The 23,618-nt window shown below is 44.3% G+C and carries 16 protein-coding genes; 10 read left to right on the top strand and 6 right to left on the bottom strand.

Translation table 11 applies throughout. The features are described from left to right. Positions 1-94 precede the first annotated feature (94 nt). Both EES38_RS18025 and EES38_RS18020 read left to right on the top strand, forming a co-directional pair. Positions 95-1,033, top strand: coding sequence for a substrate-binding domain-containing protein (locus EES38_RS18025; RefSeq protein WP_124938618.1), 939 nt, complete (start codon positions 95-97; stop codon positions 1,031-1,033). Between the two features lie 52 nt (positions 1,034-1,085). Further along, positions 1,086-3,068 (top strand): methyl-accepting chemotaxis protein, encoded by a 1,983-nt coding sequence (locus EES38_RS18020; protein WP_124938617.1) that lies wholly within the window; start codon positions 1,086-1,088, stop codon positions 3,066-3,068. Between the two features lie 68 nt (positions 3,069-3,136). Here EES38_RS18020 and gorA read toward each other — a convergent pair whose 3' ends face one another. Together gorA and EES38_RS18010 are read right to left on the bottom strand one after the other, a co-directional pair. Beyond that, positions 3,137-4,492 carry a glutathione-disulfide reductase gene (gene gorA, locus EES38_RS18015; protein WP_124938616.1) on the bottom strand — a complete coding sequence of 452 codons (1,356 nt, stop codon included), beginning with the start codon at positions 4,490-4,492 and terminating at the stop codon, positions 3,137-3,139. 54 nt (positions 4,493-4,546) lie between these two features. Beyond that, positions 4,547-5,386: a 23S rRNA (adenine(2030)-N(6))-methyltransferase RlmJ gene (locus tag EES38_RS18010; RefSeq protein ID WP_124938615.1), complete on the bottom strand. Its 840-nt coding sequence runs from the start codon at positions 5,384-5,386 to the stop codon at positions 4,547-4,549. A 159-nt stretch (positions 5,387-5,545) separates the two neighbouring features. Here EES38_RS18010 and prlC point away from each other — a divergent pair, with 159 nt between their 5' ends. Both prlC and uvrD read left to right on the top strand, forming a co-directional pair. After that, a complete protein-coding gene (gene prlC / locus EES38_RS18005; protein ID WP_124938614.1) occupies positions 5,546-7,588 on the top strand; it encodes an oligopeptidase A in 2,043 nt (680 codons plus the stop codon). Positions 7,589-7,740: 152 nt separating this feature from the next. Next, positions 7,741-9,915, top strand: a complete 2,175-nt coding sequence (gene uvrD / locus EES38_RS18000; protein WP_124938613.1) for a DNA helicase II — start codon at positions 7,741-7,743, stop codon at positions 9,913-9,915. Between the two features lie 548 nt (positions 9,916-10,463). On the opposite strand, the gene EES38_RS17995 is transcribed toward uvrD, so the two are convergent. The 3 genes from EES38_RS17995 to rarD all read right to left on the bottom strand — a co-directional run bounded on the left by EES38_RS17995 (position 10,464) and on the right by rarD (position 12,956). Further along, complete coding sequence (locus EES38_RS17995) at positions 10,464-11,123, bottom strand: LysE family translocator (protein WP_124938612.1); 660 nt, start codon at positions 11,121-11,123, stop codon at positions 10,464-10,466. A gap of 42 nt (positions 11,124-11,165) precedes the next feature. After that, entirely contained in the window at positions 11,166-11,963 is a 798-nt protein-coding gene (locus EES38_RS17990; protein WP_124938611.1) for an AraC family transcriptional regulator, read from the bottom strand. A gap of 75 nt (positions 11,964-12,038) precedes the next feature. Beyond that, positions 12,039-12,956, bottom strand: coding sequence for an EamA family transporter RarD (rarD, locus tag EES38_RS17985; protein ID WP_124938610.1), 918 nt, complete (start codon positions 12,954-12,956; stop codon positions 12,039-12,041). 182 nt (positions 12,957-13,138) lie between these two features. Here rarD and recQ point away from each other — a divergent pair, with 182 nt between their 5' ends. Next, positions 13,139-14,977, top strand: coding sequence for an ATP-dependent DNA helicase RecQ (gene recQ, locus EES38_RS17980; RefSeq protein WP_124938609.1), 1,839 nt, complete (start codon positions 13,139-13,141; stop codon positions 14,975-14,977). After that, the gene (locus tag EES38_RS17975) at positions 14,970-15,269 is read left to right on the top strand and encodes a DUF3630 family protein (RefSeq protein ID WP_124938608.1); all 300 of its coding nucleotides are present in this window, start codon (positions 14,970-14,972) and stop codon (positions 15,267-15,269) included. Before recQ ends, EES38_RS17975 begins: the two co-directional genes overlap by 8 nt. 10 nt (positions 15,270-15,279) lie before the next feature. On the opposite strand, the gene EES38_RS17970 is transcribed toward EES38_RS17975, so the two are convergent. Continuing rightward, on the bottom strand, positions 15,280-17,109 hold the full coding sequence (locus tag EES38_RS17970) for an ABC transporter ATP-binding protein (protein WP_124938607.1): 1,830 nt from the start codon (positions 17,107-17,109) through the stop codon (positions 15,280-15,282). 141 nt (positions 17,110-17,250) lie between these two features. Between EES38_RS17970 and EES38_RS17965 the strand changes: the two genes are divergently transcribed. The 4 genes from EES38_RS17965 (at position 17,251) to EES38_RS17950 (ending at position 23,615) form a co-directional block, all read left to right on the top strand. Then, the gene (locus EES38_RS17965; RefSeq protein WP_124938606.1) at positions 17,251-18,036 is read left to right on the top strand and encodes an ABC transporter ATP-binding protein; all 786 of its coding nucleotides are present in this window, start codon (positions 17,251-17,253) and stop codon (positions 18,034-18,036) included. After that, entirely contained in the window at positions 18,027-18,938 is a 912-nt protein-coding gene (locus EES38_RS17960) for an ABC transporter substrate-binding protein (RefSeq protein WP_124938605.1), read from the top strand. Before EES38_RS17965 ends, EES38_RS17960 begins: the two co-directional genes overlap by 10 nt. Then, entirely contained in the window at positions 18,935-20,902 is a 1,968-nt protein-coding gene (gene fhuB / locus EES38_RS17955) for a Fe(3+)-hydroxamate ABC transporter permease FhuB (protein ID WP_124938604.1), read from the top strand. The genes EES38_RS17960 and fhuB overlap by 4 nt, the downstream gene beginning before the upstream one ends. Positions 20,903-21,050: 148 nt before the next feature. Continuing rightward, the gene (locus EES38_RS17950; protein WP_124938603.1) at positions 21,051-23,615 is read left to right on the top strand and encodes an ATP-binding protein; all 2,565 of its coding nucleotides are present in this window, start codon (positions 21,051-21,053) and stop codon (positions 23,613-23,615) included. Positions 23,616-23,618 lie beyond the last annotated feature (3 nt).

The raw sequence follows: 23,618 nt of genomic DNA, 5'->3' as shown, positions 1-23,618 counted from the left end.
TTTATTCAACATAAGCCATTTCGGTCGTCTATATTATATTCACATAATAATAAGAGCGTTTTGAATTAATTAATCCAATATTGGAGCAAAAGATATGTCCAACAATTTTTGTTTTAGACGTTTAATGACAGGTCTTCCTGTTGCTCTACTCTTAAGTGCTATTTCTTATCAGGCATGTGCAAAATTTATTGCTGTCTCGGTGAGTGAAGAAGATAACTATCGAAATCTGATTACCAAAAATATCGAAGAGGCCGTCGATCGTCGCGGAGATGATATTTATATCGACTCAGCAGGTGGTGACGAAGATTTTCAATATCAACAAATCCAGAGTTACATCAAAGCTGGTGCTGATGCGATTATCGTATTAACAACGGGTAACTACGAAAAAAACAAGCGTATTGTTAAACTCGCGGAAACCGTTCCTCTTATTTTCCTCAATGTTCCGCCTGTCGAAGACCTGAGCAAAATGCCTCCTAAAGCCGTCTATGTTGGCTCTAATGAGGAAGAGTCAGGCACGATGCAGATGGAAGAACTCGCCAAGCTTGCCAATTACCAAGGCAATGTTGCTCTCATGATGGGAGAGGTCAACCACCCGGCTGCGAAAATGCGTACTTTAGACGTGAAGAACGTCATGGCTAAGTACCCAAAAATGAAGTTGGTCAAAACCGAGTCGGGCAACTGGGCAAGAAACCAAGGATATACCATTGTGAAGAAATGGCTGTCTGAAGGTGTTGATTTTAAAGTGCTGGTCGCCAATAACGATGAAATGATCATTGGTGGTCTGATGGCTATTAGAGATGCGGGTAAAGATCCTAAAAACTACCTGACAGGTGGTATTGACGCGACGAAAGATGCGTTGAATGAAATGGAAAAAGGCGACTTAGACGTCACTGTTCTTCAGGATGCCGTAGGTCAGGGACGAACTGCTGTTGATGTGGCTTATAAGCTTATCAATGAAGTTCCAGTTGACTCGATTGTTTGGGTACCTTTCCAGTTGGTGACTCCAGATAATCTCTCTGACTATTTAAAGTAAAATTATTCTAAGAAAAGCTAGCTAGACTTGCCGAGTTTTGAGGATAGAACATATGTCTTTAGTACAAAGAATCATCGGAGGCTTTTTGATTTTATTACTTGCGTTATTGACGCTTGTAATTGTCAGCTACGTTTCCATTTCGCGAGTTCAGAATGACCTTAATCAGGTCATGAATGAAACGCTTCCTGTTTCTAAGAAAGCAAATGATGTCAAAATCGACATCCTGCAACAATATCAAAATGTTGTCTCTATTTTTACTACATCGAATGTAAATGAAGTAGATGGGCATAAAACAGATTTTGAGCGTTATGGTAAACAAGTCGATCAAACGTTGGCATCGATTCCTCAAGATGTGATTAGCAGTAACTCTTTGTTGGCTCAAGAGCTGAATACAATCAAAGGGTTGCGTAGTGCGTACATCAATCAGGCTCAGGCGCTGATTCAGCTTCGTCGCAGTAATATTATTATTGCTGAAAAAATTAGCCAAGAAATTCGTATACTGAGTAATGTACAAAGACGTCTGACCTACTATCTGAGACGCTATTCGACTCGTGGCTATTTGGGTCAGGACTTTTCATTAACAATGGAAGGTTTGGATCGTGAGGTTACTCAGGTGCTGACTACATTTAATAATTACATGGTAAATGGCGATATCAACAAGCTCAAAAGTGGTTTGGATGGTATGGATGTCGTGATTGCTCGTCGCTACGACGAAATTAAGGCATTTGATCAAGACAAAGGCAAACTGTTTAGCTTGATGCTTGTTCCGCTTTTGCATGAATTAAGAGATACAGACGGTCTGTACAAGTTGTATGTCAATGAATACGAAAATCACGTTAAAACAGAAGCTTTACTGAAAGATACTGAAGCAAGTATCAACGGATTACTGAAATCGGTGAATTCCTTTGTCGATCAATCTCAGTCAATTGTTAGCGCTGCTCAAGAGCATACCAATGAAAACTTTGGCCTGATCAAAAACACGATGTTCATGGTAAGTGCTGTCGCTCTGGCGATTGCCATCATTCTACCACTATGGATGGCGTCATGGATTCGTAAAACACTGAAACAGTTCCGTGAAGCATTGCTGAAAATGACTAAAGGCGATCTTAGTGTTCAGTTTGAACAATCGACTAAGGACGAATTTGGCGAACTTGGTGGTTACTTGAATGGTCTGGTAGAGAACTTGCGAGAGGTCTTCAAATCACTCAACATCTCTGCTGATGAGCTAACCGATGTCGCAGACAGAAACGCGCAAATTAGTGATACTACTACTCAGGCGGTTTCGCAGCAGCGTCGTTTGCTCGAATCGACTGCTTCTGCCATGACTGAGATGGAAAGCTCAGTCGCAGAAGTTGCATCAAGAGCTCACGATACCATGATGGCTGCCGAGCAAGCGAATGACAAAGTGACTGACGTCGGTGTAAGTATTAAGCAGGCGATTGAGAATATTCGTGAACAGGCAGTACAGATAGAAGCTACGTCTAAAACCGCTCTTGAGTTGGATGAGTATGGACGTAAAATCGATAGTATCATTGAAACCATTCAGGATATTGCTGAGCAAACTAACCTGCTGGCTCTTAACGCTGCGATTGAAGCTGCCCGTGCTGGTGAGCAAGGCAGAGGTTTTGCTGTTGTGGCTGATGAAGTCCGTAATTTGGCGAGTCGCACCAAGAAATCCACTGAAGAAATTCAGAACATGATCGAAATTATGCAGAAACTGATTCAGGCAGTGGTTGAGACGATCAGTATTAACGTTAGCCGTAACGAGTCCAATATCTCCGTTGCAGAACAGGCAGATACTGGCCTGACTGAAATGAGCGAAGTAATTGGTCAGATCGTTGAAATGAACATGCAGATTGCAACAGCAACTGAAGAACAAAGCACAACGGCGAGAGACATCAGTGCCAGTGTTGTACATATCAGTGATTCAGCTGATGAGACGGCTCGCGGTGCTGAAGAAAATGCCGAGTCTAGCCAAAGCTTACAGGCTCAGGCTGGTAAGCAGCGCAAACTGATTGCTCAGTTCAAAGTCTGAACATAATGTTTCAGATACACAAAAGGTCGGTAAATACCGACCTTTTTTAATTCGTTGGTGCTGCTTAACTAACGCATGGTAACAAACTCTTCTGAGCCTGTTGGGTGAATCGCCACAACGGAATCAAAATCTGCTTTTGTTGCGCCCATCTTCATTGCAACGCCAAAGCCCTGGATCATCTCATCCATCGTAAAGCCAATACCGTGAAGACCAACAACTTTCTCGTCTGGTCCTGCACACACCAATTTCATACGACAAGGCTGACGGTGTGACGTTACTGCAGTGTACATAGCGGTGAAGCCAGATTTATACACTTTTACATTTGCTTCGCCATATTTTTCAACGGCTTCTGATTCTGTTAGACCAATAGTACCAATCGGTGGATGACTGAAGACAACGGTTGGTACGAGATCGTAATCCATTTTCGCTTCTGGTTTGTTGTTAAACAGACGCTCGGAAAGTTGACGACCTGCTTTTACGGCAACTGGAGTCAGCTCAATACCGCCTTCCATAATGTCACCAACACAGTAAATACCCTTCACGTTTGTCTCTTGGTATTCATCAACTTTAATGTAGCCACGTTCATTGATGGCTACCCCTGCTGCTTGCAGGTTGATAGCTTCTGTAGCAGGGTGACGGCCGATGGCCCAGATTAAAATGTCAACATTTTGACTCTCACCATTTTCAAGGTGCAGTGTCAGACTTCCATCACTTTCTTTCACAACTTCTTTCGGTACGGAATGAGTATGTAGAGCTGGACCTTCCGCTTCCATTACTTCAGTTAGCGTTTCAATGATCATCGGATCAAAGCTACGTAGAGGTGATTCTTTACGTACATAAAGATGCGTTTCTGTGCCTAGAGCATTAAGAACACCTGCAATTTCAACAGCAATGTAGCCTGCACCGACAACGGCGACTCGTTTAGGTTGCTCGTTGAGTTCAAAAAAGCCATTTGAATCAATCCCATATTCCGCACCAGGAACATTTGGAATGGTTGGCTGGCCGCCAACAGCGATAAGAATATGGTCAGCTGTATAAAGTTCACCATTTACTTCAACTGTTTTGGCATCAACGAATTTAGCGAATCCTTTAATGACTTCGACTTTGTTGTTACCCAGAACGCGATCATACGATTCGTGGATTCGACCTATATATGCCTGACGACTCTCAACTAACGTCGACCAGTTGAAGTTTTTAACATCGACATCGAAGCCGTAGTCTTTTGCGTACAAGTGCATTGCTTCAGCAATTTGCGCACCATGCCACATGACTTTCTTTGGCACACAACCAACGTTTACACATGTACCGCCGAGATCTTTCGCTTCGATAAGACCCACTTTAGCTCCGTACATTGCTGCTCGGTTTGCTGAAGCGATACCGCCGCTACCACCGCCGATACATAGATAATCAAAATGTGTTGCCATTATTTTCTCCAATATTGTTTGTTCGATGACTCTTACCGTCTATCTTGGGGCATTTTATTCAGGGACAACCCATTCCACTTTATAATGCCCTGTCGCCGGTGCTATTGCCTCTTTCAGAACAGGCAAAATTTCCGTCATCTGTGATTCTAGCTTCCATGGGGGATTGATAACAATCATACCCGATGCTGTCATTCCCCGTTCATCTGTATCTGGTGAAACGCCTAACTCAATTTGTAAGATTTTCCGGATACCCAAACTTTTTAATCCGTCTAGCATATCATCAATATCGCATCGGTTTACAACTGGATACCAGATAGCGTAGATACCCGTTGCCCAGCGCTTATGGCTCTGAGCTATCGCAGTCACTACATCTCTATACTCACGAGCCAGCTCGTAAGGCGGGTCGATTAACACCAGACCACGTCGTTCCTGAGGCGGTAAACTTGCTTTTAAACGCTTGAACCCATCTTCTTTAAAAATATGAACTTGCCTATCTCGGGCAAATTCCTGCTCTAGAAGAGGGAAGTCTGACGGGTGAAGCTCCGTCAATACCATTCTATCCTGTGGACGAAGGTGAGCTCTTGCAACACGAGGCGACCCCGGATAAAAGCGCAATTCATCGCTATCATTTAGCTGTTTAATCGCGTCAATATAGCTGGCAATGTCAGCTGGGAGATTCGGTTGCTGCCATAATCGTGCGATGCCCTGTTTGAATTCCCCGGTTTTCTCAGACCATTCATGTGTCAGGTCGTAACGACCTACGCCAGAATGTGTGTCATGATAAACAAACGGTTTATCTTTCTGCTGTAGTGAAGAAAGAATCAGACTCTGCACAATGTGTTTCACTACATCAGCATGGTTGCCCGCATGAAAACTATGTCGATAACTCAGCAAATTATACCTCTTACCCTGCCTGTGACGGCAACCTATCAATAAAATAGAAGATTCCGATTATACGCGACTATTGAAAATTGGCGAAGCAACCTATATTTAGTATTTAACACCTTCGAAAATTTATCGAAGCAACATATTCAAATAAAAAGGAATATTTTTATGTCGAATCCACTTCTTACCTTTACGGATTTGCCTCCGTTTAAAAGTATCAAGCCTGAGCATGTAAAACCAGCGGTTGAGAAAGCCATTGAGGATTGCCGTTCTAAGATCGAAGAAGTTTTAAGTGGTAACCAGTCACCTTCCTGGGACAATCTGGTTGCTCCTATTGAAGAAGTGGATGACAGATTGGGGCGTATCTGGTCTCCAGTCAGCCATTTAAATTCTGTCATGAACAGTGAAGAGCTGCGCGAAGCGTATGAAAGCTGTTTGCCAATTTTATCTGAATATGGCACTTGGGTAGGCCAACACAAGGGTTTGTTTGAGGCTTACAAAGCGATTAAAGCTAGCGACGAATTTACGGCGTTAAGTCAGGCACAAAAGAAAACCATCACTGACTCATTACGCGATTTTGAATTGTCGGGTATTGGTTTGCCATCTTCTGAACAGAAACGCTACGGAGAGATTAGCAAGCGCTTATCAGAGCTGGGCTCTAAATTCTCAAATAACGTACTCGATGCGACGATGGGCTGGACTAAGCACATCACCGATGAATCTGAGTTATCCGGTATGCCAGACAGCGCTAAAGCGTCCGCGAAGGCAACAGCGGAGGCGAAAGGGCTAGAAGGCTATTTACTGACGCTTGAGATGCCGTCTTACCTGCCTGTAATGACTTATTGTGACAATCAGGAACTGCGTAAAGAAATGTACGAAGCCTATGTCACCCGTGCATCAGACCGTGGACCGAACGCAGGTAAATGGGATAATACAGAGATTATCAATGAGCTGCTAAAACTGCGCCATGAAGTAGCTAAGATGCTTGGCTTTAATAGTTACAGTGAAAAATCATTGGCAACTAAAATGGCAGAGACACCGGACCAGGTTCTGAGCTTTTTGAACGACTTAGCGAAAAAGGCCAAACCACAAGGTGAAAAAGAGGTTCAGGAACTGCAAGACTTCGTAACATCCACTTATGGTGTATCGGTTCTTAATCTGTGGGACATTGCTTACTATAGCGAGAAACAGAAACAGCATCTTTTCCAAATTTCAGATGAAGAGCTTCGCCCTTACTTCCCTGAAGAAAAAGTGGTGAGTGGTTTATTCGAAGTATTACATCGTGTTTTTGGTATGAATGTGAAAGAGCGCAAAGGTGTTGAGACTTGGCACGAATCTGTACGTTTCTTTGATATCCTCGACAGCAACGATAAATTGCGTGGTAGCTTCTACCTAGATCTGTATGCCCGTGAGCATAAACGTGGTGGTGCATGGATGGATGACTGCCGTGGACGTCGAGTTACTTCTGATGGTGAACTGCAGACGCCTGTCGCGTATTTGACGTGTAACTTCAACAAGCCTGTCGGTGGTAAGCCTGCGCTATTTACACATGACGAAGTGGTTACTCTGTTCCACGAAACGGGTCATGGTATTCATCATATGTTGACTCAGGTCGAAGTGGGTGCTGTTTCCGGTATAAACGGTGTTCCTTGGGATGCGGTTGAGCTGCCAAGTCAGTTCCTGGAAAACTGGTGCTGGGAAGAAGAGGCGCTAGCGTTTATCTCAGGACATTATGAAACTGGTGAACCGTTACCGAAAGAAATGCTGGATAAAATGCTGGCGGCGAAAAACTTCCAGTCAGCAATGTTTATTCTGCGTCAGTTAGAGTTCGGTCTATTCGACTTTACGCTTCATACCCAATACGATCCTGATGAAGGTCCGAAAGTGCTGGAAACGCTGGCGGAAGTGAAATCTAAGGTCGCAGTATTGCCAAGTCTTGAGTGGAACCGTTTCTCCCACAGCTTTAGTCATATTTTTGCTGGTGGTTACAGTGCGGGTTACTACAGTTACTTATGGGCAGAAGTTCTTTCTTCAGATGCGTTCTCTCGCTTCGAAGAAGAAGGTATATTTAACTCTGATACAGGGCAAAGTTTCTTGCATAATATTCTTGAAATGGGCGGAAGTGAAGAGCCAATGGAATTGTTCAAACGATTCCGCGGTCGTGAGCCTGAAATCGACGCGTTATTGCGCCACTCAGGCATTGCAGCCTAGAGGATAAAAATTAATTGAGTTTTTGATAGCCTGGCAAAATGCCAGGCTTTTTTATTGGCTGGAAAATATTTTCACCAGTACGCGAGCATCTTACCCTCATTTATGGTTATAATTCCCTCTAATATGTATAAATAACCAGTAAAAGATGCGCTATGATGGATCCTTCCTTACTTCTCGATGGCCTGAATGAAAAACAACGCGAAGCTGTGGCCGCTCCGCTACAAAACTTACTTGTGCTTGCTGGGGCGGGGAGTGGTAAGACGCGGGTTCTGGTGCACCGTATTGCCTGGCTAATGTCAGTCGAAGAAGCATCGCCTTTTTCCATCATGTCGGTGACTTTCACCAATAAGGCCGCAGCGGAAATGCGTGGTCGAATTGAAGAGCTGATGATGGGGAGCGCATCTGGAATGTGGAATGGTACGTTCCACGGTATCTGTCACCGTATACTGCGCGCGCATTATCTTGATGCTAAGCTGCCGGAAGACTTTCAGATTCTCGATTCTGATGACCAACAGCGCTTACTTAAGCGACTGATAAAAGCCCAGAATCTGGATGAAAAACAGTGGCCGGCAAGACAAGTTTCCTGGTGGATCAATGGGAAAAAAGATGAGGGGCTACGGCCACAGCATATCGATAGCTACCATGATCCGATTACAACCACCTATATCCAGTTGTATAAGGTTTATCAGGAAGCCTGTGATCGCGCAGGTCTGGTCGATTTCGCTGAAATTCTTCTAAGAACTCAAGAGCTTTTACGAGAAAATAAGTTTATTCGTGAGCATTACCAGTCACGCTTTAAGCATATTCTTGTTGATGAGTTTCAGGATACCAATAACATTCAGTACGCGTGGTTGAGGTTAATGTGTGGTCCGGAGACCCGAGTCATGATCGTAGGTGATGACGACCAGTCTATTTATGGTTGGCGCGGCGCAAAAGTAGAGAATATCGAAAAATTTACCGTCGAGTTCCCAGAAGTAAAAACCATACGCCTAGAGCAGAACTATCGCTCAACAAAAACTATCCTCGAAGCGTCAAACACCCTTATTGCGAATAACACTGAGCGAATGGGGAAAAGTTTATGGACAGAGGGAAAAGAGGGAGAGCCTATTTCCGTTTACTCTGCTTATAACGAATTAGATGAAGCGCGTTTTGTCGTAAACAAAATCAAAGAGTGGCAGGAAAAAGGCGGGGCACTTACCGATACCGCATTACTTTATCGGAATAACGCTCAATCTCGTGTGCTTGAGGAGGCGCTATTACAGTCGTCATTACCTTACCGTATTTATGGCGGTATGCGCTTCTTCGAACGTCAGGAAATCAAAGACGCATTGGGATATTTGCGGTTAATCGCGAATCGCAATGATGATGCGGCCTTTGAACGGGTGGTAAATACACCGACTCGTGGTCTGGGTGACAAAACGTTAGAGACAGTACGTTTTGCTGCCAGAGATCGTGGCTGTACGTTGTGGCAGGCCAGCGTAGCGTTGCTTGATGAAAAAGTACTGGTTGGTCGTGCCAGAGGCGCACTGAGTCGCTTTATCGAGTTGATTGACGCATTGGAAGACGATACCCGTGACATGGTTCTAAATGGCCAGACCGATCATGTGATTAAAGCTTCTGGCATCTACTCTATGTATGAACAGGAAAAGGGTGAGAAGTCTAAAGCCCGAATAGAAAACTTAGAAGAGCTGGTCACCGCGACTCGTCAGTTTGAAAAGCCGGAAGAGGCTGAAGATATGCCGATGTTGACCGCCTTTTTAACCCATGCTGCGCTTGAATCTGGTGAAGGGCAAGCCGACGAGTTTGAAGATGCCGTACAACTTATGACACTTCATAGTGCTAAGGGCCTCGAATTTCCAATGGTATTTATGGTTGGGGTTGAGGAAGGCATGTTCCCAAGTCAGATGTCAGTCGAAGAAGCGGGGCGCCTAGAAGAAGAACGCCGTCTATGTTATGTGGGTATGACTCGTGCAATGCAAAAGCTGTACATGACCTATGCCGAAATGCGCCGCTTGTATGGTCAGGATAAGTACCATAAACCATCTCGCTTTATTAAAGAATTACCTGAAGCGTGTCTGGACGAAGTAAGGATGAAAGCGAAAGTGAGCCGACCATCCAGTTCCGGACGTTTTAGTCAGACTGTGGTTAAAGAAAGCTTTAATGAAACAGGTTTTAGCTTGGGAGCCCGGGTTAAGCATCCTAAGTTTGGCGAAGGTACGATCATTAACTTTGAAGGGACCGGTCCACAAAGTCGCGTGCAGGTTGCGTTTAACGGTGAAGGTATCAAGTGGTTAGTTACCGCATACGCTAAACTGGAAAAGATGTAAAAAAGAAAAACCCCGAGGGCTGAGCCCATCGGGGTTATATTCTTACTCGCAGCAATCCGGCTACTAAGAGGTGCTCCCTGCATCTACTCCATGATAGTTAGCTGTTGTCCGTCAGCTTATCCATACTTCGCCGTCCTAGCGGTGTCCTTGACCTTATCCTGGTCAGTTAACTTGTCCTAGTTAACTCTATCTTCACTAATCCTTAGTGGTGTCCCTGACATCATCCTGATGTAAGTTCCTGCCCTTGTCCAGAGGGTTGTCCATTTCCGTCCCTAGTCACAATCATCCTGATTATGATTAGCTTCCCTTCAATGTCCATTTCAGCGTCCTGCCGATGAGTACATATTATCGAAAATGTCTGTTCGTGCAATGAAAAGAAAACGATTACAGAAAGATCATTTATTTAACATTAGGTGTTATTTGTTTTATTTCAGTTACTTATAAAAATATCTTTCTTTTTATCTGAGTAATATATAGTAATTTCCCTACTTCGTTGTGAGAGATCTCTTACAAATTGATCAGACAAAGAGAAGCTTTATCCTACTCACTTAAATCAGTTTTGTGATGCTGGTGAACAGAATAGTTATACCGATTAAACTGAATATTAACCCACATATGCCGTCGATGTATTTGGCCGCAGACTGAATCAGATTCTGCATTTTTCTGGTGGATAGGAGCCAAGCTAAAAGCGCAAACCAGATAAACGCTAGGCTCCATAAAATGAACAGAGCCATCAGTTTACCTTCTAATGACATCCCGACGGGGACCAGAGTCGACATCAGACTGATAAAAAAAACCAAAGCTTTAGGGTTGAGGATATTGGTCAGGAAGCCTTTGGAGATGGCTTCCGAATGACTATTCAAACGTATCGTTTTCTGCTCATGTGAAGCGGACGACTCATTTTGCTGCTTTTGCCGTGAGTAGACACTGGCTAATGCGCCATACCCGAGAGAAAGAAGATAGCTACCACCTAAAATCTGAATAACAGCAAACCACAGCGGATGTTGATGAACTAAAAGGCTGATCCCGGCAATACTGAGAATCGAGTGAGTCAGAATGCCAAGAGATAAACCAAATGCGATGGCGATACCCGTACTTTTACCCTGACGGGTGGAGTTATACACCACCAAGGCAAAATCAGGGCCGGGGCTCATAAGAGCAATAAAATGTATCGTTGCCAGGGTCGCAAGAATGCTAACTTCGTTCACTGAGCAAAGTCTCCTAAAGAAAAATAATAATGAATGGAAGAATTACATAAAAAAAGAAGGGGAAACCCGATAGGCTTTTTTAAATGCTTTTGAAAAATGGGCTTGATCATAAAAGCCAACTTTCATTGCTACTGACAATGGAGCTTCGCCTCCCTGCAGGAGCTTCATACTTTGTTCCAGACGCAGCCTAGCCAGCCAGGCGTAAGGTGTCATTCCGATCTGTGCTTTAAAGTGTCGTTGCAATTGGATGGTGCTCAACTGACAGAGTTCTGCCAATGTACTCAAGCGAATCGGTTGATCTAAGTTCTCCATCATGTAGTCTTTGAGCGTTTTAAACGGTTGATTCCCAATACGGTTTATTGGTGATAACCGGGCTTTTGTATACCGAGTGACTAATGGCTCGAATCCCTCGAAAGGCAAACAATCTTTGGCCAGGCTGGATATCGAGGGGTTTTTCAGATGGTGATGTAACTGCTGCAATGGAGCAAAAATATCCGTGTCTTGAATAACCAGATTATTGAAGGACAGAGATTCACTGTTAACACCTGATAACTCAAATGTATTGGTAAACCAGTCCGGAGCGATACAGAAGACATTAACCTTGTATCCCCCTTCTCTTAACGATTGTCCATCGTGCATTTCGTCTGGTGGGATGATAACCAGTTCATTTTTGCCCACACGATGCTGAGCACCTTTATATACAAACTTCTGGCCGCCGTCTGTAATGAGACCGATATGGTAATCAAGATGATAGTGACGCTGAAATGCAAATTGAGCGTAGTCACCCTGAATCAGGTTGAGTGAGGCATCCTGAGTTGTGATGTACTGAACATTGTCCATAGCGAGTGACCAAAAGTGCGTGGGCTGATACGGTTAGGTTAATCAGCCCGTCTCCAAAAGTCTTGTAAAAAATGATCACTCTTTTTCGATATGGATAGTGGGTTTGCGTCGGCGATGTTTGAGGCCGTCCAGACTAAAGACGATTAGTGCGCCCCAGATAAAAGTAAAAGTAACGGCCTTATCCATCGCAAAGGATTCGCCGTAAACAACGACCGCAAGAATAAACATAATACTCGGACCGATATACTGGAAAAAGCCCAATGTCGACAGACGTAATCGCTTCGCCGCGCCGGCAAAACAGAGCAGTGGTACCGTGGTAATAATTCCGGCAGAAAAAAGTAAAATATCCAGCCACACTGTATTAGCGAGCCAATGGCTAGTTGATGAGTCTGCAAATCCAAGTAGATAGATAGACGCCAGCGGGAATAAGACTAACGTTTCGATAAACAGCCCGGTGAGTGCATCGACGGCAATCTTTTTGCGCAATAGCCCATAGAAGCCAAATGTCGAAGCCAGCGCGATGGCCACTAATGGGATAGAGCCGAATGCGACTAACTGAACCGCGACGCCAATAAGAGCGAGAACGACGGCGACCCACTGCATTTTGCGTAAACGTTCCTGTAAAAAGACCAACCCCAGCATCACGTTAATTATTGGGTTGATAAAGTAACCGAGGCTAGCGTCTAGCATATGGTTTTCATTGACTGCCCAAATAAAAATTAGCCAGTTAGAGCCGACCAGTAATGAGGTAGCCAATAACATGGTAGCCGTTTTTTTATTGCGTAACATTTGCCGTACCGCCCCCCAGTGATGACCAAAGTGCAGTAGCAACGCCAGCAGTAAAAATGACCAAACAACCCGATTTGCCAGAATTTCAAACGGACTGACCGAGGTCAGCTGTTTAAAATATATTGGGGCAATTCCCCACATAATATAAGCCGAGAAGGCATAAATGACGCCTTTACGGGCTTCGAGTTGTTCATCTTGGTTCATGGAAATGAGTCTGTTGGTTAACTATGCGATCGGTTTAGCAGTATATCGTGAGTACAGTACATAAAGCTCGCATTAATCTTTGTGTGATGAGATTGATTTTCGGTTTCAATCCACAGATCGAGCGTCTACAATACCAAGCCTAAGATATAATGCTCAGCCACTGCCTGAAACGATAAGAATTTATGACCAGCACTTCGATTGCCGAACAAATCTCAGACGAACTCTCTGACGCACAAACTGTGTTGCGTTCTGTTTTTGGCTATCAGACGTTCCGTGTTGGACAGGAAGAAGTGATTGACGCGGTATTATCCGGTGAGGATTGCGTTGTCATCATGCCAACAGGTGGTGGTAAGTCACTCTGTTATCAGATACCCGCATTGGTGCGTTCTGGCCTAACACTGGTGATATCTCCTTTGATTTCTCTGATGAAAGATCAGGTTGACCAGCTCAAAGCGAATGGTGTAGCCGCAGAGTGTATTAACTCATCGATGACCCGAGAAGAGTTAATGAGCGTTTACCAGAGGATTAATTCTGGTCAGCTTAAACTATTATATGTGTCACCCGAGCGGGTGTTGATGGATAACTTCCTAGACCGTCTAGGCGAGATGAATCTGTCGATGATTGCCGTTGATGAAGCGCATTGTATTTCTCAGTGGGGACACGACTTTCGTCCCGAATACGCTTCCCTAGGACAACTTAAGCAACAATTTCCTCACGTTCCCGTTATGGCATTGACTGCCACTGCTGACGAAGCGACCCGAGCCGACATTAAACACCGACTCAACCTTGATACCCCGCATGTCTACATGGGCAGTTTTGACCGTCCGAATATCCGTTATACGCTGGTGGAAAAGCATAAGCCTGTTTCTCAGGTGATTCGGTTTGTGACCACTCAGCGAGGGCAGTGCGGCATTATCTATTGTGGTAGTCGCAAGAAAGTCGAAATGGTAACGGAGAAATTGTGCAATAACCACGTCAGAGCGGCAAGTTACCATGCAGGTTTGGACGCTGATGAGCGTGCCTATGTTCAGGAAGCTTTCCAGAAAGACGATATCCAGATTGTGGTGGCGACGGTTGCCTTTGGGATGGGCATCAATAAACCCAATGTTCGCTTTGTTGTGCATTTTGATATTCCGCGTAACATCGAATCATATTATCAAGAAACCGGGCGAGCAGGTCGTGATGGTCTCCCAGCAGAAGCCATGATGCTGTACGATCCCGCAGATATTGGCTGGTTAAGGCGCATCCTTGATGAAAAAAATGATGGGCCGCAAAAGCAGGTAGAAACGCATAAGCTCAATGCCATGAGCGCGTTTGCCGAAGCACAAACTTGTCGTCGACAGGTATTGCTGAACTATTTTGGCGAATACCGAAAAGAGCCTTGTGGCAACTGCGACATCTGTCTTGATCCGCCGAAACGGTTTGATGCGACAGAGCAGGCACAAAAAGCGCTGTCTTGTGTGTATCGCGTGAATCAGAGTTTTGGTATTGGCTACGTTGTAGAAGTGTTGCGAGGGATGCAAAATATTCGGGTACGAGAAAATGGTCACGACAAGTTGTCTACTTACGGAATCGGTAAGGACTATAGTCATGATTATTGGGTGAGTATTTTTCGTCAGCTCATTCACAAGGGGTTACTGCAGCAAAACATTACGCGTAATTCAACTTTACAGCTAACAGAAGAGTCTCGGCCTTTGTTGCGTGGTGAGATGGAGATTGAACTGGCGGTACCTCGTCTAGATACTGCCGCACGCACGGCGAAGTCCGAAAAACTGTCCAATAAGCATTACGACAAAAAACTCTTCGCTAAATTACGGAAACTGCGTAAAACCATTGCAGATGAGGAAGACATTCCACCATACGTCGTTTTCAATGATGCTACTCTCATCGATATGGCGGAGATTCTACCTACTTCCTATGGTGAAATGTTAGCGGTGAACGGAGTGGGGCAGAGAAAATTGGATAAGTACGCAGATGCTTTTTTAGATCTGATTCAGGAACATTTGACTTACCATGGATAAATTCAGCGTAGCAGAGTATCGTCGTGATGAAGGCGTTATTGTTCTGTGTTATCCAGACTACGATTTTGAGCAATTCACTGATATTGGCAGCCACTTCGTCACTTTTATATCCGCTGAGATCATAGAAAAGCAATGTGATGCGGACTTGCATTCGTGGTTAATCCGCTTTGAAGGGCATCATCTCATTTTGCGCTCGGAACATTATAGTCAGTCTTTATGGCTTGAAGCCCTCTCTGCAAACGAGGCGAGAGAGGACTTGGACTTTTTGATTCAACTCATTCAGCGAGACTAGTATCAGCGGATTATTGTTCGCCGATAAATCCGCCGGTTTGATGAGTCCATAACTGAGCATACACACCCTGTTGTTCCAGCAATTCCTGATGACTACCTTGCTCAATAATGTTGCCGTCATCCATCACGATAAGTCGATCCATCTTCGCGATTGTCGATAGACGGTGAGCGATAGCTATAACGGTCTTTCCTTCCATGAGTGTTTCTAAGTTTTCCTGAATGGCCGATTCAACTTCAGAGTCCAGCGCAGATGTAGCTTCATCCATGATGAGTATCGGCGCATTTTTGAGTAAAACTCTGGCAATGGCAATACGTTGGCGTTGCCCACCAGACAGTTTGACTCCTCTCTCACCAACATGAACGTCGTAACCTTTGCGTCCGCGCTCATCTTCTAGGCCTTGAATAAACTCATGAGCCTGAGCCTGTTTACACGCTTCGATTACCTCTTCATCCGATGCCTGAGGTTTGCCATACAGGATGTTCTCTTTGATAGAACGATGGAGTAGGGAAGTATCTTGGGTAATCATACCGATATAGTGTCTCAGTGATTCCTGCGTGACGTTGGCAATATCTTGGTGATCGATGGAAATCGTTCCCTTTTGAATGTCATAAAATCGCAGTAGGAGATTTACCAGACTTGACTTACCTGCACCCGAACGACCGACTATCCCCACTTTCTCTCCCGCTTTAATGGACAGAGATAGCTGCTCAAACACTGGCTTTTGTTCCGTATAGTGGAAATTGACGTTATCAAATTCGATAGCACCATGGGTAATATCGAGCTTAGGCGCCTGAGGTTTATCTTCGATTTCAATCTCATTGGAGATGGTATTCATACTGTCGATGACCGTCCCAATACTTTCGAATACAGCTCGAATTTCCCACATGATCCATTTGGACATACCTTGTAAACGTAGGGAGATACTGATGACTATTGCAATGACACCAACGGAAACTGACTCTGTTAGCCAAAGAGAGATAGAGAGAAACGCAATCGAGAACAACAATAGATAATTAATAATATCAACACTATAAAGTAGGCAGGTAATGGTGCGCATTTGCCGATATACGGTTTGTAAAAACTGTTTCATGCCGCTTTCTGCGTAATCGGTTTCTCTTTCTGAGTGTGAAAACAGCTTAACAGTGGTGATATTGGTGTAGGTATCGACAATGCGTCCTGTCATATTGGATTGAGCGTTTGCTTGTTCAGTCGATATTTGTTTTAACTTGGGTACAAAGTAGATTTGAATAACAGCGTAAAGGCATAGCCACACTAGAATAGGGATAACTAGTACGCCATCTGCACTACCAATCATAACGAGCATCGAGATCAGATAGACCCCAATATAAACAGCCAGATCGACCAGTTTTAGCACCGTTTCTCTAACCGCATTCGCGCTTTGCATGACTTTTGTCGCCACACGGCCGGCAAAATCACGTTGAAAGAAACCAATACTTTGTTTGAGCAGATAACGATGAACTAACCAACGAATCGACATCGGGTAATTCCCCAATATGGTTTGATGGAGAATCATCGAATGAAAGAACGCGAGTATCGGCATAAATACCAGAACCAGCAAGGACATGGATATCAGCTTTCCCCCCTGCATCGACCAAAAATTATCGCGACTTTGCGTACTTAAGATATCAACTAACTCCCCCATATAGCTGACGAGTGTGACTTCAGCTACCGCAACACAGGCACTGAGAATGGACATCAAAATGAGTGGTTTTTCAAAACCTCGAGTGTAATAGCGACAAAAACCGAACAGTGTTTTGGGTGGTTTTTGCGGAGATTGTGGGGGAAAAGGGGTTGTTAAACGTTCAAACCATTGAAACATGAAAGATGACCTGTGCTAATTCGTTGGCGATAACTTGCGATCGTGACTGTTCATTATGCGATTTATCAGTAAAATAAGCCAATAATGGTAATGATAATTAAAATGGTTCTCAATAAAATTTGAGATGAGGAGACATTAACCGTGTATTTGCTCAAGGATATTAAAGTTGTCCGAGGAGGCCGGACAATTTTGGATATTGATAAACTCGACATACCTACCGATAAGGTAACGGTCATTTTAGGCCACAATGGTTCGGGTAAATCAACACTGGTTAATCTTCTTTCCGGTCAGACTAGCCCAGAGATAGGTAAGATCGTTCTCAATGAGCAAGAACTCTCATCATTGTCAGCAAAATCTTTGGCGAAATCAGTGGCCTATTTACCCCAGAAGTTGCCAAACAGTGCAGGTTTAACTGTTAAAGAGCTAGTACGCTTGGGGCGTTTTCCCTGGCGTGGCCTGCTGGGACGTTGGAACCAGGAGGATAAACACGTAATTACGCAGTCAATGACACAAACGGGTGTGAATGAATTTGCTGATTCCTTGGCTGATGAGCTTTCTGGGGGCGAACGCCAACGTGCCTGGGTCGCGATGTTGTTAGCTCAGCAATCTCCTGTTTTGATTCTTGACGAGCCGACATCCGCGCTCGACATTCATCATCAATATCAGCTTATGGCTTTATTGGCTGAATTAAATCAGCACCAAAAGCGAGGTGTGATTGTCATCCTCCATGATTTGAATTTAACGCTAAGGTTTGCTTCTCATGTGATTGCTTTGCAAAAGGGCAAAATTGCGTTTGATGGTCCAATTGAAGAAATGGCAAACGAAACTCGACTTTCCGAACTGTATCAGACACCGATATCTTTGATTTCTCACCCAGAACCATCAACTGATTCACGAACAAATAAGGTGGCTGTTGTATGCGCTTAATGTTAACCCTTCTGGCCTCTTTGTTTTTCTCAGTCGCTACTTATGCTCAAGATATACAGGTACAGGATGATTTGGGTATGCATGTGTTGCCTGCTCACCCAAGTCGCGCCGTTGTTCTTGATTGGGATCTGGTTGAACAAGTGATTGAGCTTGGGGTTACTCCGCTAGGGGCTCCCGAATTAGACAGTTACAAAGACTGGGTAGTGCAGCCAGAAATTCCGCACTCAACGGTCAGTATTGGCACCCGTTCAGAACCGAGTCTTGAGCAAATAGCAGAGCTTAAGCCAGACATTATTATTGCCTCAGATACACAGAAGGACTTACTGCCACAGCTACAGAAAATCGCTCCAGTACTGATGTATGCAAATTTTTCACAGCAAGATCAGCATGCACAAGTTGCCATTGAGCAATTTAAGCAATTGGCAACGGTATTTGGCAAACAAGAAGTAGCGAACCAAAAATTGGTGGCGATGGATAAGGAATTTGCACAATTAAAGGCGCGTATCGAAAAGGCTTTTTCTGAACACGTGCCCCCAGTGCTCATTATGCGTTTTGCCAATACCACTTCAACGTTTATCTACAGTGAAAACTCAACGCCGATTTATGTTTTACAAAAGCTAGGTTTACAGCCAGCGATGTCATTACCTGCAGCCAAATGGGGCATTATTCAGAAGCCGATTTCTTCACTACAGCACATTAAAGATGGTGTCGTATTGTATTTCAGACCCTTTAACGAAGAAGAAAAGCTGAAAAAATCGGTTTTGTGGCGAGCTATGCCGTTTGTACGTAAGAATCACGCCCTACCTGTTCGCTCTGTGTGGAGTTATGGTGGTGCGATGTCACTGAAATATACTGCTGAAGCAATAACGGATAGCCTGGTGGGGATGGCTTCCTCATCATGAATACGCGTAATATTTTAGCCGGATTCGGTTTTATTCTCGTTGCGGGAATGAGCTTACAGATAGGTCAGGAATTACCGTTAGCACAGCAGTGGCACCTTCTATGGTCTTCCCAATCAGCGGAGTCCTTTGCTGATTTTAACTTTGTTTACGCTCAGCTACCCAGACTGATCATGGCATTGTGTGTTGGCGCCGTTTTAGGTGTTGTGGGAAGTTTAATGCAGCAGCTAACACAAAACTCGCTCACTTCGCCGCTTACTCTCGGTACCTCTTCTGGAGCATGGCTAGCACTGGTTTGCGTCAGTGTCTGGTGGCCAGATATTGCACCTGATTATAGTGCTTTTATTGCTATGGCTGGGGCTTTGTGCGCTTTTGGCCTTATTGTCTTAATCGCCGGCTTTCAAAATATGACAGGCCTACCCATAGTCATTGCGGGGATGGTGGTGAATCTGCTTCTAGGGGCTATTGCCAGTGCGATTATTTTGCTGAATCAGCAATATGCAGAAACGGTTTTCATGTGGGGGGCAGGGGATTTAGCGCAAAACGGTTGGGACTGGTTTATCTGGTTATGGCCAAAGCTATTGGTCGGTTTACTGCTCTTTATTTTCGCACCTCGTTTACTGATTTTGCTCCGATTAGGTCAGGAAGGTGCTTCTGCACGTGGTCTACCCGTTGTTCCCACTTTTTTCCTGTTAATGCTGCTTGGGATCTGGCTTGTTTCCGCATCGATCACTGCTGTGGGGCTGATCGGTTTTATCGGACTGATTACACCAAATATTGCTCGTGTCCTTGGTGGCAGAACTCCGCGGCAGGAACTGGTATTAAGCGCAGTCATTGGTGCCGGGATGCTGGTTGCTACCGATGCATTATCAATATGGTTTACGCAGATGTTGGGGCAAGTCGTACCGAGCGGCGTTACTGCCGCAGCGATAGGCGCTCCTGCATTAATTTGGTTTAGCCGCCGACGTTTTGCCGCGCAGGATTCGTTATCAATCGCTTTACCTCACTCAAAAAGCAAATTGAGTCTGGTGGGCATAGGCGTTTTTGTGTTGGCATTATTGATCGTCATAACGTTATATGTGACTCACCAACCAACAGAAACCCAATGGATACTTTCTTTACCAACTGAGTATCAATGGCAATTGCGTTGGCCCCGAGGCCTAACAGCACTTTCTGCTGGGATGGGGTTAGCTGTCGCGGGTGTGATCTTACAGCGTTTAATATACAACCCATTAGCCAGTCCAGATATCTTGGGGATTTCTTCCGGTGCCACTTTTATGCTGGTTTTATCGGCATTATTTATCGCAGATGGCTTTGGTGCCGGACAATGGATGATGGCTTTTCTGGGAAGTGGTGCCGTTCTCATCATATTACTGATCTTAGGTAAACGGCATCACTTTGCGCCTGCCAGCTTTGTTCTTACTGGTATTGCATTAACCGCTTTATTGCAGTCTTTTGTTCAATTCTCTTTAGCGAAAGGAAATCAGGACAGTTATCGCATTATGCAATGGATGGCCGGCTCGACATACCGAGTTACCCCAGACCAGGCACTATGGTTGTTTTTGCTAACCATCGTATTGATCGGATTGGCTTTGGTATCGTCTCGTTGGTTAACTCTGTTATCTATCGGACGATCTTTTTCGTTTTCCAGAGGCGTGAATATTAATCGAATAACGGTTTTCTTATTTACATTAGTTGCGACGTTATGTGCGATCGTCACAGCCACATTAGGTCCAGTATCGTTTGTCGGTTTAATCGCTCCACATCTGGCGCAAATGATGGGAGCGAAAAAAACGTTGTCTCAGATACTTGTGGCAAGTTTAATCGGTTCAGTAACCCTGTTGTGGTCGGATTGGCTGGGGCAAGTTGTTTTGTTTCCCAATCAAATAGCCGCTGGAACTCTAGTCGCTATTATTGGGTCAGTCTATTTTCTCGCACTATTAATATTCAATCGAATAAAAGCATAAAATAGTTAGCTAATGTTTATAAAGTTATAACTAGTTGAGAGATATTCATAAATGGCGTAATGTTTGACCAATATATAAAAAACGAATTGCTCAATAAGTTGCTATAATCAAAGAGCTAAATTCGTACGTATTGCTCAACGGTGCAAGTATGACAATGTCTTTCTCCAGTAATGAAGGAGGGCTAAATGAACAGCTCTCCTCGGTACTCTATGGTCTGGATTCGGAGTCCAAAATTGCTTTAGAGAATATTTGTTCTCTGATTTGTGATCTTTTTGGTATTGAATCTGTTGCGATTATCTCGCCAGATAATCAGTGGTTTTTTACCATTGGTCTATCTGAAGAAGTCTTATTAACGCAGACTCAGAACTCTGAACTGTTTCACTCCGTGTTTGAGAGCGGTCGGCCTCAGACGGGCAGTCATTTGCCTACAGCCTTTCCCTTATTCAGTCCTACTAAAGCAGTTGTTGCTGTTTTAGGTCTGTTTGGTTCCCCAGATATCACCTTGTCATCAACTCAGTATATTCAGCTGGAGAAATTTTCTCGTCAGATCGAGACCTTGCTTCAATATCAGCGCAATCAGCAGCAGCTAGAGCAAAAAATTCATGATAATCATCGTAACCGCACACGGTACTTAGCGCTGATTGAAAGTTCAGCTACTGGGATCGCGCTGTTTAACCGACGTGGTGACCTTTTGAGTGGAAATTTGTATTTATCACAGCGCTTAGGTTACGAGAAAAGTCACTTTGCCAGAATGTCGCTCTCTGAGTTACTCATGTTACCCGATCAGGTTGCAATGTCTGTCGAGGATGCGGGACGCTTGTTAGATGTATTGCTTTCCCAGGAAGTAGCCAAGAAAGGGATTCAGATGCAAGCGGTTCATTCATCCGGTGACGTGCTACCGGTTAAGGTAGTAGTCAGTGAGATTCAGTACGATCAAACCTCTGATGAGCCGGAGTATTTTGCGGTTATCTCGGATTTAACCAGTGTTTACGAAACGCATGCCAAAGAGCGAGATGAACGTGCTCTTTTACAGATCTTACATCGAGGTCTGACTGACTATCATGCTCTAATTTCGGGAAATACTTTATGGCGTTTTCTCAAGGAAGGCCTTAAAAATCTGACCAAAAGTCAGTATGCCTTGATTGGTGAAGTCGTTGATGAAAAATCGGCTTCAGCGTTGAAAATACATGCGATTACCGATTTATCTTGGAGTCCCGAGTCAAAAAAACTGATGGAGCAGTTAGTCCGTGGAGATATGTTACTCTCTAATCCCAATACCATGTTAGGACGAGTTTTCGCTCAGGGCGAAGTGGTACTTAACAATGATATTGGAATGGCGGGAACACATTTACCCCCAGGTCACCCGACGCTGCATCGATATTTGGGTGTTCCCATTATCGATAGAGGTAAAGTCATTGGGATGTACGCCATTGCGAATGCCGAGCAGCCCTATGACAAGAGCCTCGTTGAGTGGCTTGAACCTTTTACGTCGACATGCGTTCTGCTTATCAATCTTTATCGGCAAATGAACCAGCAGGCGTTGCTGCTTGAGGAACTCAGCCGGGCAAAAGAGCAGGCTGAAAGTGCCAGTCAGGCGAAAACTGAGTTTTTGTCCTCCATGAGTCATGAACTTCGTACGCCACTAAACTCGATTTTAGGCTTTGCTCAGTTACTTAAAGGTGGCAGAAGTGTGCTTAACGACAAGCAAACTCGCCAGGTCGATCAAATTCTACATAGCGGTAAACATCTGTTGAATTTAATCAACGAAGTGTTGGATTTAGCCAAAATAGAATCAGGTCGATTTCAGGTGTCACTCGAATCGATCGAATTGGGGGATTTGGTGAGTCGTTGCATTCAAACGTTGGCGCCGATTGCTCAGCAGTATGGTGTGCATTTACACAATCATATTTGTACCGATATCTATGCAATAGGTGATTATACTCGGGTTCAGCAGGTGCTGATTAATCTCATCAGTAATGGGATTAAGTACAATCGTTCTAATGGTTCAGTGACTGTTCGGGTCGAAAAAGAAGGGCAGTATGCCAAAATCGTTGTATCCGATACTGGTGTTGGACTCTCAATTGAACAGCAATCGCAACTGTTCCAGCCATTTAACCGTTTAGGTGCGGAAATGAGCGCAATTGAGGGGACAGGTGTTGGGCTGGCATTAACAAAAAAATTAATGTCCCTGATGAACGGTGAAATTGGTGTATCCAGTATCGAAGGAGAAGGAAGTGACTTTTGGTTCAGGTTGCCTGTCGACTACAAAGTAACGAGCAGTGATATAAGCTCTCAGCCAGAGTCTGCTGAACTCTCGTCGCATTCTTCTGCCAGTAAGATTGCGAAAAAAGTCCTGTATATTGAAGATAACCCTACCAATCAACGTTTAATGGAAGACATTTTTAATGATGTCGATATGTGTGAGTTGGTCTGTGTGGCTTCTGGTGAAACTGGTGTTGAATTGGCATTTTCAGATACACCAGACCTCATTTTATTAGATATTGATTTGCCCGGAATGAATGGATTTCAAGTGCAGACAATTTTGAAGAATAACCCTCTGACCCGTGATATCCCTGTGGTAGCACTCTCTGCTAACGCCTCACATAAAGATGTCGAGCAAGCGAAGAACAGTGGTTTTTTAGATTACGTAACCAAACCTATTGAGATGAAAAGTTTTATTAACTTACTTGATAGCGTTTTGTCTGAGGAGTAGTGA

It is taken from the genome of Vibrio viridaestus (assembly GCF_003856525.1).
Taxonomy (GTDB): domain Bacteria; phylum Pseudomonadota; class Gammaproteobacteria; order Enterobacterales; family Vibrionaceae; genus Vibrio; species Vibrio viridaestus.
This window is presented reverse-complemented; position numbering and strand designations above follow the sequence as displayed.